Here is a 12,870-nt window from a genome sequence, read left to right on the forward strand (position 1 = left end):
CTACTCGCCGGCCGCCGCGAGGTAGGCGGCGGTGAGTTCTGCGAGCACCCCGTCGTCGGGAAGCGGCGCGCCACGCAGATGGGTGGCGCGCAGTTCATCCATGAAGCGCTCCCACATCGGGGGCCCGCCCGCGGCGAGTAACTCCGCGCGCACCGTCAGCTCCGGCGCCGTGTGCAACCATCGCGCGCCCCACGCGCCCAGCGCGGCCAGCACCGGAACGAGCTGAATCGCGGCCTCGGTGAGGTGGTATTCGACCTTCTGCCGGTGACTGGGGTCGTCGTCGCGCGTGAGCAGACCCGCGGCGACGAGTTTGGCGAGCCGTGCGGCCAGGATGTTCGAGGCGATGCCCTCGATGGACCCGGTGAGTAGTTCCCGGAAATGCGTATGCCCGCCGAACATGATGTCGCGCAGGATGATCAGGCTCCAGCGGTCGCCGAGGAGCTCGACCGTGAGGTTGATCGGGCAGCCCGACTTGCCCGGCGGCACCGGCAACTTCTCCTGGGCAACTGGTTGCGACATAGGATCAGTCTAGGATACGTTCGTCACTGCTTGCACATTGCAATCAGAAAGGGCACCTCGATGGCTCAGATGGTCCGCGTTCAGAACTTCAGCATTTCCAGCGACGGGTACGGCGCGGGGGAGGGGCAGAGTCTGGAACGCCCCTTCGGTCACGCCGAACCCTCTGACCTCATGTTTTGGGCCGGCGCCACCGCGCACTGGCCCAATCGCACCGAACCCGGTGGTACCTACGGCCTCGACGACTACATCACGCGCGACTACGCCTTCAACATCGGCGCGGAAATCATGGGCCGCAACAAGTTCGGCCCACAGCGTGGACCGTGGGAGAACTACGACTGGCAGGGCTGGTGGGGCGACAACCCGCCGTTCCGCACTCCGGTTTTCGTCCTCACCCACCACGAGCGCCCGTCGTTCACCCTGGCCGACACCACTTTCCACTTCATCGATGCCGCCCCGAAGGACGCGCTCGCGCAGGCTCTGGATGCCGCCGACGGCAAGGATGTACGCATCGGCGGCGGCGTCGCCACGGTCCGCGAATTCCTCGCCGCCGACCTCATCGACGCCATGCACATCGTCGTCGCACCGGTGGAAATCGGTGCGGGCGAACGACTGTGGGAAAGCCCCGACGAATACGACGACCGCTTCCACCACGAGCATGTCCCCAGCCCCAGCGGAGTCGTCCACCACTTCTTCTGGCGTCGCTGAAGTATCGCGTGACCTGCGCGGCAGCGATAATTGTGTGGTGCCAACAGATCCCGTCCTGCTCGACGACCTGACGCTGGAACAGTCCTCGGTAGTCGCGAACAACGCGATGAACCGCGGCCGAGGACTGTCCGGGGTGAACAGCTACGCCCGCGAACTCGGATTCGACCCCTACGAGGTACTCGCCGAGCGCTTGCGCGCCGACCCCACCGCCCGGGTCACGTGGATCGACGTCTGCTGCGGCTCCGGTCGGGCCCTGCTCGAAGCGGAGGAACGATTCGACCGCGAATTCCCGACCGCCGACGTCACCATCATCGGCCTCGACCTCGTCGACTTCTTCTTGAACAAACCCCGCACCCCACGCCTGCGCCTGCTCACCACCTCGGCGACAACCTGGACCCCGCCTCGCGAAGCCGACCTCGTGACCTGCGTGCACGGCCTGCACTACATCGGCGACAAACTGGCTCTCATCGAGACGATGGCGAGCTGGCTCACCCCCGATGGTCTCTTCGCCGCCGACTTCGATCCAGCTGAGATCCGCCGCGCCAACGGTTCACCGATAACCGAGGCGGTCGTCGAAACCCTCAGAGCGGCGGGCCTGACATACAACCGTCGCCAGATCCACGGCCACGGTCGGCCTCGATTCACCGCCACCTACCTCGGCGCCGACCCGAAGGCAGGTCCCGGCTACACCGGCCAACCATCGGTCGTCTCGTACTACGACTGGTGATTGCCGTCGAATCCGTTGTCGCTCAACTTAAGTGCCGACAGAGACGAGATGACTACGGTCCAGCAGTTCAGCGAAGCGCGACCTCGGCGCCACCAGAGAATGCGGAGTCGTGCAGTTCGAGCGTGGTCGGCACGGTTCCGGCGGGTACGTCGAAGACCACGACCACCTGTATCGAGTTTCCCGGGTTGATATCCGACATCACGGCGGTGCCGTCGGTGACGTGGATTCCCGCCATGCGTCGAGATCAGTGTTCGCAGAGGGAGAATTCGCGTTCGTAGAGCTCGTTGTTGTGTTCGTCGACGAAGAACTTGCGCTCTCGCATCAGTTCCGCGCGGAAGGCATCGGCCTGTGCCGCTGTCATCGTCGATGTCGGGGACCAGGGCTGTTGGGGTGGGACGTCGGAGGTCGAGACGATGGTTATCGACGGGTCGACCAGGAAGAAGGCCAGGATCTTGCGGTGGCCGTTTCGGGTCGGGTCATGGAGCCGGAACGGTGCGACGCGATGCTGGAGGATGTTCGGGAACGCTACGCAGCGACCGGCTTCGGCCTTGACCGATCCCAGGTCTTGGTTGAGCGCGTCCTCGTCGGCGAGACCGAAGACCTCGCGCATCCCGGTTTCGTCGTTCTGGTCGTATTCCGGGTCGTCGATCGCCGCGCGGAAACCGAGCCGGCTGTCGGTGATGTTCTCGTTGTCCCAGTAGTAGATTCCGGTGGCGACGATGCTTTCGTTGAGCATTGCTTCGACGTGCCACGAACCGCCCGGATATTCCGGCTTCTCGGGGGTGAGGTAGATGTTGGCGAGTTTCACGATGACCTGCAACCTGCGCTCGGTGAGGTCGACGCGGTCGCTGTCGTCGACGGGTGTGGGCGGCTGAAAAGTGGGGGCGTCGGGGATGGCCGGTCGGCGGTTTTCCCACCATTCGTCCCAGGCGGCGTCGAAGGCTTCCTGGGCTTCGTCGCTCTCATCGGCCGGCTCGGTGGGTTCGGAGTCTTCGTACCAGGTGAAGGGGTTGACGTCGATCCGCACCGGTCGTGGTCGGCGCAGGTCGGTCAGCACATTGGCCAGCAGCGGGAGCATGCGGGCGAACAGTTCCGGCAAGACGGATTCGAGTGCGTGATGGCGAGCCGGGTCGACGTTGTTGACGTAGGAACGGAAGGCGACGTCGCCGGCATCGGTGACATCGACATCGGTGGGCAGCCATTGGAATTTCGGCGAGTACGCGTACTTGGCATCCTTGTTCGCCGGGCTGGGCCACGGTGCGTCGTCGGATCGGCTGACGCCGCGAACCAGGCAGTACAGCGAGGGATGGACGAGATCGCGCACCTGTCCGTTCGAGCCGGGATGCCAATCTTGTTCTGCCGCTGGAACATCCTCGAACACCCGAGCCGCCGCGCGCAGACGATCCCGTAGTGCGTCGTCGATCAGGGTGTCCGATTGCCACACCCCGTCGACAGCGGACACCTCGATTCCGGTCTCCCCGTCGCGTATTCCGGCGTAATGCGCGAGTTCGTCGAGCACATAGCGGATTTGAGCTTCCGTCATCCCGGTCTCGGCGGCCTCCCGGGTCCATCGGGCGACGATGCCGGCGTCCTGCAGCTTCTGATGCCACTGCGATTTCTCCCGAACAGCGGCGCTCAATCGCATCATCTCCAGCTCGCGCACCGTCCTGACCGGTGCGACAGCCACCAGATGAGCGGCACGAAAGGGCAACGGAAACGGGGCGAGCTGAGTCAATTCTCAATTCTCTCAACAGTTCTGGCGAGCCGCACGGTGCGAATACCGGAGACGACACTATTTGACCGCCGAAAAGCTCAGAGGCGAGGGTCGGTTGGCACGGATTCCATGGCGAGGATGGCGAAGACCAATTCGTGGACGCGCCACAGCGGTTCGCCCGCGGCGACGGCGTCCAGGGCCGCCAGGCCGAGCGTGTGTTCGCGCAGGGCAAGGGTGCGTTTGCGGCTGAGGGTGCGGTCGCGGAGGCGGGTGAGGTGTTCGGGGGTGGTGTAGTCGGGGCCGTAGATGATGCGGAGGTATTCGCGACCTCGGCATTTGATGCCGGGCTGGACGAGTTTGCCCTTGCTGCGATGGGTGAGGCCGGCGTAGGGCTTGATGACCATGCCTTCACCGCCTGCCGCGGTCATCTCGAGCCACCAGGTGGTGGCGTCGGCTTCGGCGGCAGGGTCGGACAGGTCGACGATTCGGCGGCCGGTGGGGCGGAAGGTCACGGGGTCGGCCGCAACGAGTCGGTCGCTGATGTCGAGGTGCCAGCCGTGGTCGCGGTCGGCGTAGCCGGCGCCTTCGGAGGCAAGGAGGGCGAACGGGGCGATCTGTACGCCGTCGAGTCCTGTTGTCGGCCAGCAGTATCGGCGGTAGGCGGTGGTGAAGCTGTCCGCGTTCTCGGCGCGGGCGGCGGTGTGGGCACGCAGTTCGCCGAGGTCGAGCCCACGGGCCAGTCCGGCGTCGAGTGCCGCGACCGCGGCGGGCAGCGCCGACCGTGCGGCGGCGCCTGCGGCCGCGTACTGGGTGCGGATCAGCACCGCGGCCTTGGCGGACCAGGGCAGCAGTTCGCAGTCCAGGAGCAGCCAGTCCGAGCCGAGTTCGTCGAAAAGTGGTGCGGCCGCCGCGCGGACGCGATCCAGGAGCGCCTCGGTGAGGGCCGGATCGTTGAAGAACGACCGGCCGGTGCGGGTGTAGATCGCACCGGAGCAGCCGTCACCGACCCCGAAACGGGCCGCTGCCTTGTCACGGCACACGAGCACCACGGCCCGCGACCCCATGTGCTTCTCCTCGCACACCACCTTGTCCACGCCCGCCGCGCGATAGTCGGCGAACGCCTCGGTGGGATATTCGAGATACCCCTCGACGGTCGATGTCGACGGCGGGGACATGGTCGGCGGCAACCACAGCAACAGCCGAGGATCGATCGCGAACCGGCTCATCACCTCCAGCGCGGCCGCCGAGTTCTCGGCATCGACGATCACCGTGCCGTGCTCGGTGCTGATGTGCCTGCGCCCGGTGACGTCGGCGAGGTCGAGCGTCTCGTTGTCGCGCGTGGATTCGGTATCGGCGAGTGGCCGGATCGGCTCGTAGTACATCCGCTCGGCCTGCACCGCGACGAACGTCTTCTCGGGGTAGCGCAGCGCTGTCAGCTCGCCGCCGAACACCGCACCGGTGTCGAGACACACGGTGTTGTTGATCCACTCCACCTTCGGCGTCGGCACGTGCCCGTAGACGACCATCGCCGCACCGCGATAGTCCCGCGCCCACGGATAGCGCACCGGCAAACCGTATTCGTCTGTCTCCCCGGTGGATTCGCCGTAGAGACAGAAGTCGCGAACCCGCCCGGACGCACGACCGTGGTACGCCTGCTTCAGTCCGGCGTGCGCGACCACGAGCCGCCCACCGTCCAACCGCAGGTGGCTCACGAGGTCGTGGATCCACTGCGCCGCGGACTCGATGAACTCCGGTGTCTCGCTGCCCAATTGCTCGAGCGTCTCGGCGAGGCCGTGGGACACCGTGACGTTCTTGCCACGCAACTTCTTCAGCAGCTTCTGCTCGTGATTGCCCGGCACGCACAGCGCGTTTCCGCTCGCGGTCATCCCCATCGCCAACCGCAGTACTCCGGGGGAATCGGGCCCGCGGTCGACGAGGTCACCGACGAAGACCGCCTGACGTCCCTCCGGGTGGGTGGCATCGACAGCACGCCCGGCTTCGTCGCGAACCAGCGTCCATCCGAGTTCGCCCAGCAGCGTTTCCAATTCGGCCCGGCAGCCGTGCACATCGCCGATGATGTCGAACGGCCCCGTGAGCTCACGCCGGTCGTTCCACGCCTTCTCGTAGGTGATCGTCACCTCGGCCGGATCACTGACGACGTGCACCTTGCGAAAACCCTCGCGACCGAGCTCGCGCAGGGAACGCCGCAGGTCCTGACTCTGCCGCTTCAGCACATTGCGCCCGAAGTCGCGATCGGTGCGCGCCTGGGTACGTTCCCACGCCACAGCTTCGGGCGTATCGAGGACGATCGCGACCGGCAGCACATCGAAAGACCGTGCCAGCGCGACCAATTCGGCCCGCGCGTGCTTCTGCACATTGGTGGCGTCGATGACGACGCGTCGACCGGCGCGCAGCCGGATCCCGGCGATGTGGCCGAGCGCGTCGAAGGCGTCCTTCGTCGCGGACTGATCGTTCTCGTCGTCGGCCACCATGCCGCGGAAGAAGTCCGACGACAGCACCTCGGTGGGCTTGAAGTGCTCGCGGGCGAAGGTGGATTTGCCGGAGCCGGAGATACCCACGAGGGCGATGAGCGACAGCTCGGGGAGGTCGATGTTCATTTACGCGGCCTTCCGGAACAGCGCGAGCTGGGTGGGGGAGCCGGTCTGCGGGTCGTGGTCGCCGACCGGGCGGATGTCGACGATGTAGCCGAAGGTCTCGGCGACGCGGGCACACCAGGCGGCGAATTCCGCACGGGTCCACTCGAATCGGTGATCGTCGTGACGGTGACCGTCGAGGGTCTCGTAGTGCACGTTGTATTCCACGTTCGGCGTCGTCACGATCACCGCGCCGGGTGCGGCGTGCCCGAAGACGGCGCGTTCGAGCGCGGGCAACCGGGACTCGTCGACGTGTTCGATCACTTCCATGAGCACCGCGGCGTCGAAGCCGCGCAGCCGGTTGTCGTGGTAGGTCAGCGCGGATTGGATCAGGGTGATCCTGGCTCGCTGCCGATCCGGCATCCGGTCGAACTTCAAGCGGCGCTCCGCCATCGAGAGTGCGGCGCTCGAGACATCGGCGCCGACGATCTCGGTGAACCGGGGCTCGGCTTGCAGCGCGAGAAGCAAAGCGCCTGGGCCACAACCGAGATCGAGGACGCGCGCTGCGCCGGTGTCGGCGAGCGCGGCGAGCACCGCCTCTGTGCGGAGCTTCACCAAAGGAATGCGGCGCTCGGCGGCTTCGACGCGTTCGACCGCGTCCCCGGGGATTTCGGCATCGTCGACCACCTCGTCCGCCGAGCGCAGGCGTTCCAGGGCGGACAGCATGAGTGTCCGTCGTCCGGCCAGATAGCGTCGCGCGATCAGTTCGTGGTCGGGGTGGGCGCCGAGCCAGCCCTCGCCCGCGCGCAGCAGTTTGTCGACTTCGTCGGCGTCCACCCAGTAGTGCTTGGCGTCATCGAGCACCGGCAACAGCACGTAGAGGTGGTTCAGTGCCTCTGCCAGCCGCAGCGTCCCGGTCAAACGGAGGCGGGTGTAGGGCGACGGGCCCCATTCCGGGAACTCCGGATCGAGCGGCACCGAGGTGGTCGACACCGTCCAACCCAGCGGCGCGAACAGCCTCTCGACGATCTCGGTCCCACCACGGCACGGTACGGCGGGGACTTCGATCTCCAACGGAATCGCCGTCTCAGCCAGCTCTTTACGGTCCCGGCTCGTGCCGTTCAGCGCCGACCGGAACACCTTGCCCATCGCCACCGACAGCAGGCTCGATGCCACATACGGACGGTCGTTCACATAGCGCCCGAAAGCGGACCCGTTGTGCCCCTTGCTCGGTCGCGCCAACTCCACCGGATCGACCTCGAGCAGCAGGGCCACGGTGCAGCGATCGACATCGGCCTGTGGATAGAAGACGTGTGCCGTGCCGCCGGTGGTCGTGAACGACTGCACGCGGTCGGGATGTTTGACCACGAGGTATCCGAGGTCGGTCGCCGGCGTGTGAGTCGTGGAGATCGTCAAGAGCACTTGATGATCGTGTCACGGACCGCCAGTGATTTTCGCCGAGTCCGGAGATCATCGGAAGTCGAACGAGGGCGGGATGGCGACGATCACGGCGGCCGCCCACACTCCGTAGACGGGCAGGTAGTCGGTCTGCCAACGCTCGAGAGCGGCGAAGGTCTTCCTGCCGCGCACGAAGCCGAGCCCGAGGTGGCCCGACCACACGAGGTTCACCAGCAACACCACGTTCAGTCCGAGCGCGACCACCTTGTTGGGGGTGGAGCCGAACTCGGCGATCCGGGTGAGCATGGCGGCCAGCATCGTCGCGTCGACGACCAGCGCGGTGAACACCAGCACCAGCTGCAGGCGGTCGAAGAAGCCGGGTGGGGTCAGCGGATCGCGGGCTGAGATCGTGTAGAGGAGCAGGCCCACGACCAAGACGAGGATCAGGTCCATCAGGATGAGTAGATCGCGGTCGATCGCGGTCAGGCTGCGGGTGGTCGCTAGGGCGGCGAGCAGCGCGAACAGCATGACGATGGTGAGCGGGGTGAAGACCCGGGTGAGCACCGGCGCGATGTTCTCCACGACGTTCTGTTTGGCCTCGACCAGCCAGGCGGCGACGATCACCGCGCCCGCGGCGCCGAAGGGCAGCACCCAGTCCTCGATCACCGGCTCGATGTCGAAATCGAGGGTCCCGAAAGCGCCGACCGTGAGTCCGATCAGTACGCCGCCGCCGAGTGCCAGCAAGGTCAGGTAGACGAACCACTCCCCGGTGAACCGGATGAAGTCCATTCGCCGCCGCCCGGATCGCCAGTCGCCGCCCGTGTACGCGAAACCGACCACCAGCCACAGCAGGATCGGCGCGTGGATCGCGGCGATGATCTCGGTCGCCCCTTCGGGCTCGAATGGATACAGGTTCAGCACGAGTGCGGTGAGCACGACGGGCGCGAGCAGCACGGCGCCGACCCGCGCGGAAATCTGGCGCTTCCACGCGAAATACCCTGCGAGGAACGGCAAGACGAGCAGGCTGATGTTGCGGCCCAAGGCGGGGCCCTCCAGCCAGGTGAAGCCCGCCTTGACCGTGACCGCCGCCCCCGCCGCGAGTGCGAGAACCACCATCAGCTCTCGATTTTTCGCGCCGCCCTCGGACTGTTCCGGCACCAGAACGAGCTGCTTCCACAGCCTTTCGGAATGCTCGAGCGCGAACTCCCGGGAGATCGCGTCCATGCTGCCCATCCGTTTCACCGCGACGAGGAATGCCTCCTCGCCCGACAGGCCCGCGGTTTGCAAGGTCGAGATCTGTTCGCGCAGATGGTCTTCCATCTCGTCGACGTCGGCGACCGAAATCGCACGATGACGCTGGACGTACCCACGCCACTGGTCGATATGGGCCTGCAATTCGGTCTCCATCACGCCCACCCCTTCTCGACCGGCTGGGTGGCGCTGCGCCAGACCTGGTCGAGCGCCTCGGCGACCACACTCCACTGGGCTTGTCGTTCGGCGAGCGCCGCCCGGCCCGACTCGGTGATCAGGTAGTGCTTGCGGCGGCGTCCGCCCTCGGACACCCGCCACGTCGACGACACGTGCCCGAGCCGTTCCAGCCGGTGCAGCAGCGGGTACAGCATCCCGTCGGTCCACTGCATCCGCCCGTGGGAGAGCTGGTTGACCTGCTCGAGGATGGCGTAGCCGTACGACTCGCCCTCGGCCAGAATCCCGAGCACGAGCGGCGTCGCCGAGGCCGCCACCAGGTCTTTGTCTATCCGCATCGCACTCCTATACCTAGAAGATCTAGGTAACAACCTAGCAGATCTAGGTATATGGGTGTGGATGTCGCACCCTAGGGTGAGGATTCCGTTGAATCGCCTAACGACCGTGTCGGGGGCCCCGATGAAGTCTGCATGTACGCGCTACAGCGCGTAGGGGACACAGAATCGAGGAACCATGAAGAACGCAGTTCGAATGGGCGCGCTCATCGCCGTCGCCGCGGCACTGGTCACAGGCTGCACCGACGAGAGTGGTTCAGGGACAAGCACATCGACCTCTCGCGCGACGGCCGCTTCGTCGACCTCCCGCGCGCCCGCGCCGGGTACCCAGGCCCCGGGGTCGCCCGCTGCCGAGGAGACCGCCGCGCCCCAGCCCGGCGCCACCATCGCGCCGGAGCCCGAAACACCGCCGGTCACACAAGCTCCCACGCTGATCCCGGCCCCCGACACCACCTCTCCCGCCCCCGCTGACAACATCAGTGGACCGGGTCGCTGCATAGACCCGGCCTCGACCGGTGTGCAGAACGCCCTCGCGAGCCTCGAGGGAAGCTGGGTCGCCGGACAGGCTTCGAGTGATCAGCCGGGTAGCTGTGGGCAGCTGTTGTATGTGCGCGCCATCGGCGGCAACTCCGCGGGTGCGCCGATCCACCTCTTGTTCTTCCGCAACGGAAAATACTTGGGCACGGGCACTTCTGAGCCGTATGCCTTCACCACCGTCGTCGGATCGAGCAACAACGCGGTGACCGTCGACTATCGCTGGCTCGCCGGTGACGAACCCTTTGCCGCGCCGCAGGGCGGTCCGGCGACGATCACCTACTCGTGGAACGGTTCGAAGGTGGTGATGGGCGGCACGCTGCCGACCGAAGTCACCCAGCCGCACCGCTGATCCGATCTCGGACGCCCCTGTGCGGTGGGCAACTGGGGCTCAGTTGTCCGGGTGCAGCACCAGCACCGTGATCTCGCTGGGGGCGAAAACCCGAAGCTGGGGACCCCAGAAACCGGTGCCGCGGCTGGTGTAGAGCTGGGTGTTGTTCGCGTGCCTGCTCAGGCCCGCGACCACCGGCTGGTCGAGCCGGACGAGGTAGTGGAACGGCCAGATCTGCCCGCCGTGGGTGTGACCGGAGATCTGCAGCGCGACGCCCGCCGCGGCGCTGTCGGCGATCTGTTTGGGCTGGTGGGCCAGCAGGACGACCGGCAGCGAAGGGTCGGCGCCCGCGAGCGCGGCGGGCAGATCGGGACCGTGACCGGGCAGGCCGACGCCGGTCGGGTCGTCGATGCCGGCGATGACGAGCCGGTCGCCGTCGCGGGTCAGGACGCTGTGCTGGTTGTGCAGCGGCTGCCAGCCGAGCGAGGCCATGTAGTCGATCCAGCCCTGCGCGTCACCGAAGTACTCGTGATTGCCGGTGATGTAGAACCGGCCGAGCGGCGCCTCGACCTTGCCGAGCGGATCGACCTGCGCCTGGCGTTTCACGACCGAACCGTCGGCGAGGTCACCGGCGTGGCAGGCGATATCGGGCCGCTGCGCGTTGACCACCTCGACCACGCGCTCCGACCAGCGCCGCCGATTCAGCGCGGCGTAATGGGTGTCGGTGACGACCACTACGCGCAACCCGTCCAGGCCCTGCGCCAGCCCACGAATCGCGACGTCGACGGTGCGCACCCGCGGCACCCGGCGCGCCTCGTACACGCCCCACCCGACCAGCGCAGCCGAGATCACCAGCACTCCTGCCGCCACGATCCGGGCACCGTCGACCCCGCCGACGGCCAGCGCGCCCCGCACGAGCAGCCCGATCACCGACCAGGAGAACACCACCCACAGCACCCCGAGCAGGGTGTCGCCGACGATCACCGCCGGATCGGACTGCGCGGGCCCGTGCCCGAGGAACATCGTGAGCGGCAGGCACACGAGGGCGGCCGCGGCGATCGCCGTTCCGATCCAGAACAGCGTGCCGCTGCCACCGGTCGGCGCCGAGACCACCGTCCACCAGGGGACCCCGAACAGCACTGCGAGGACCAGCGACAACAGCATCAGGCGTACGGCGAGCTTCACGGCGTTCCCGTTCTGGGCAGGGCGGCCGGGCGCGGCCACGAATCGACCTCCCAGGGTAGCGCTCCGCCGACGTCGCCCTTCGCCGAGAATCCGCAGTTCGGAGCGGGCGCACGAAGCGGGCTGCCCCACTTCACAATTCGATGTACCCCTGGGATCGGGTGCGCGCTATGCTGCCCGACAGGGCCCCGCGCGCAGGTGCAGTACCGCGGCGGGTCGAGTGGGGAAGCGGCGAGGCCGCACAGACGGGAAGGTCAGAACACCGATCATGCGTGGGGTAAGAACAGTTCTTCGGCGAGTGATGGCAGGCGCCGTCGTGGTGGTGGTGCCGTTCGGCGCCTCCGTAGCGCCTGCCGCCGCCGATGCCGACCCGTCCGCGATCGACTTCCGGGTGGATACGTCGATGGGGGAGATCAACACCAGGATCATCCGCGCGGCCGACGGCAACACCGATCGGGTGGTCTACCTGCTCGACGGCGAACGCGCCGAGGACGACCTGAACGGGTGGGAGAAGCACACCACCATCCCGGCGCAGATGGCGAAGTTCAACATCAACGTCGTGATGCCGGTCGGCGGGCAGTCCAGCTTCTACGCCGACTGGGAGCAGCCGAGCAATTTCTTCGGCGTCAACCCCGACGGGTCGATGCTGCCCAGCGCCGACTCCGGTTCGGCGATCGGCGGCTGGGAGGACACCCAGGGCAAGGTCAACACCTACCAGTGGGAAACCTTCATCACCAAGACGCTGCCGGAGGCGATGAAGTCCCGGCTGGGCTTCAGCGCGACCCGCAACGGTGTGGTCGGCCTGTCCAGCGGCGGTAGCGCGGCGATGCTGATGGCGGCTTACCACCCCGAGCAGTTCACCTACGCGGGGTCGCTGTCGGGCTACCTGCACATGTCGATGCCCGGCATGCGTGAGGCGCTCGGCGGGGCGATGATCGCCAGCGGTGGGTACAACATCGAGGCGATGGCGCCCGCGGGCAGTGAGAAGTGGAAGCGGATGGACCCGTACGGGTTCGTCGAGAAGTTGATCGCCAACAACACCCGCCTCTACGTCTCCGCGGGGAGCGCCAAGCCCGCCGACCAGGACCTGTCTTCGGTCGACGCGATCACCCAGGGCATGCCACTGGAGGCGATCGCCCTGGCCAACACCCGCTCGTTCGAGAAGCGGGTGACCGCACTGGGTTACGAGAACGTCAGCTACGACTTCCCCGACATCGGCATCCACAACTGGGGCACCTGGGAACAGGTCGCCATCCGGCTGATGCCCGACATGGCGCGCAACATCGGCAAGCCGCTGCCCGCGGGCGCGACCCCGCCCGCCGGTGGCGCACCGCCCGTCGACGGGCCTCCGGCCGGTGGCCCGCCCGCCGGTGGTGAACCGCCGAAGTAGCCTCTGCCACAACCGA

General features: G+C 66.9%; 12 protein-coding genes. 4 read left to right on the forward strand and 8 right to left on the reverse strand.

All coding sequences use genetic code 11. The annotated features are described in order from the left end of the window. Positions 1-519, reverse strand: a complete 519-nt coding sequence (locus tag ACFVVI_RS25205; protein ID WP_378633032.1) for a winged helix-turn-helix transcriptional regulator — start codon at positions 517-519, stop codon at positions 1-3. A gap of 60 nt (positions 520-579) precedes the next feature. Between ACFVVI_RS25205 and ACFVVI_RS25210 the strand changes: the two genes are divergently transcribed. Both ACFVVI_RS25210 and ACFVVI_RS25215 read left to right on the forward strand, forming a co-directional pair. Then, complete coding sequence (locus ACFVVI_RS25210) at positions 580-1,224, forward strand: dihydrofolate reductase family protein (RefSeq protein ID WP_387447150.1); 645 nt, start codon at positions 580-582, stop codon at positions 1,222-1,224. 37 nt (positions 1,225-1,261) lie between these two features. Then, positions 1,262-1,951: a class I SAM-dependent methyltransferase gene (locus tag ACFVVI_RS25215; protein WP_378991423.1), complete on the forward strand. Its 690-nt coding sequence runs from the start codon at positions 1,262-1,264 to the stop codon at positions 1,949-1,951. Positions 1,952-2,018: 67 nt separating this feature from the next. Here ACFVVI_RS25215 and ACFVVI_RS25220 read toward each other — a convergent pair whose 3' ends face one another. The 6 genes from ACFVVI_RS25220 to ACFVVI_RS25245 all read right to left on the reverse strand — a co-directional run bounded on the left by ACFVVI_RS25220 (position 2,019) and on the right by ACFVVI_RS25245 (position 9,420). After that, complete coding sequence (locus ACFVVI_RS25220; RefSeq protein ID WP_387447152.1) at positions 2,019-2,186, reverse strand: DUF4352 domain-containing protein; 168 nt, start codon at positions 2,184-2,186, stop codon at positions 2,019-2,021. Positions 2,187-2,195: 9 nt separating this feature from the next. Further along, positions 2,196-3,686 carry a DUF4246 domain-containing protein gene (locus ACFVVI_RS25225; RefSeq protein ID WP_387447154.1) on the reverse strand — a complete coding sequence of 497 codons (1,491 nt, stop codon included), beginning with the start codon at positions 3,684-3,686 and terminating at the stop codon, positions 2,196-2,198. Positions 3,687-3,763: 77 nt separating this feature from the next. After that, the gene (locus ACFVVI_RS25230; RefSeq protein WP_387447156.1) at positions 3,764-6,283 is read right to left on the reverse strand and encodes a polynucleotide kinase-phosphatase; all 2,520 of its coding nucleotides are present in this window, start codon (positions 6,281-6,283) and stop codon (positions 3,764-3,766) included. After that, positions 6,284-7,681 (reverse strand): 3' terminal RNA ribose 2'-O-methyltransferase Hen1, encoded by a 1,398-nt coding sequence (locus ACFVVI_RS25235; protein ID WP_387447157.1) that lies wholly within the window; start codon positions 7,679-7,681, stop codon positions 6,284-6,286. It lies immediately after the preceding gene. 48 nt (positions 7,682-7,729) lie between these two features. Continuing rightward, positions 7,730-9,064: a permease prefix domain 1-containing protein gene (locus tag ACFVVI_RS25240; protein ID WP_387447158.1), complete on the reverse strand. Its 1,335-nt coding sequence runs from the start codon at positions 9,062-9,064 to the stop codon at positions 7,730-7,732. Then, complete coding sequence (locus ACFVVI_RS25245; protein WP_378991431.1) at positions 9,064-9,420, reverse strand: PadR family transcriptional regulator; 357 nt, start codon at positions 9,418-9,420, stop codon at positions 9,064-9,066. Before ACFVVI_RS25245 ends, ACFVVI_RS25240 begins: the two co-directional genes overlap by 1 nt. A 175-nt stretch (positions 9,421-9,595) precedes the next feature. On the opposite strand from ACFVVI_RS25245, the gene ACFVVI_RS25250 reads away from it, so the two are divergent. Further along, positions 9,596-10,303, forward strand: a complete 708-nt coding sequence (locus ACFVVI_RS25250) for an LppP/LprE family lipoprotein (RefSeq protein ID WP_387447159.1) — start codon at positions 9,596-9,598, stop codon at positions 10,301-10,303. Between the two features lie 39 nt (positions 10,304-10,342). Here ACFVVI_RS25250 and ACFVVI_RS25255 read toward each other — a convergent pair whose 3' ends face one another. Next, positions 10,343-11,506, reverse strand: a complete 1,164-nt coding sequence (locus ACFVVI_RS25255) for a metallophosphoesterase (RefSeq protein ID WP_387447160.1) — start codon at positions 11,504-11,506, stop codon at positions 10,343-10,345. Positions 11,507-11,765: 259 nt separating this feature from the next. On the opposite strand from ACFVVI_RS25255, the gene ACFVVI_RS25260 reads away from it, so the two are divergent. Further along, entirely contained in the window at positions 11,766-12,854 is a 1,089-nt protein-coding gene (locus ACFVVI_RS25260; protein ID WP_378991437.1) for an alpha/beta hydrolase, read from the forward strand. Positions 12,855-12,870 lie beyond the last annotated feature (16 nt).

This window comes from Nocardia sp. NPDC058114 (genome assembly GCF_042884695.1).
GTDB lineage: Bacteria > Actinomycetota > Actinomycetes > Mycobacteriales > Mycobacteriaceae > Nocardia.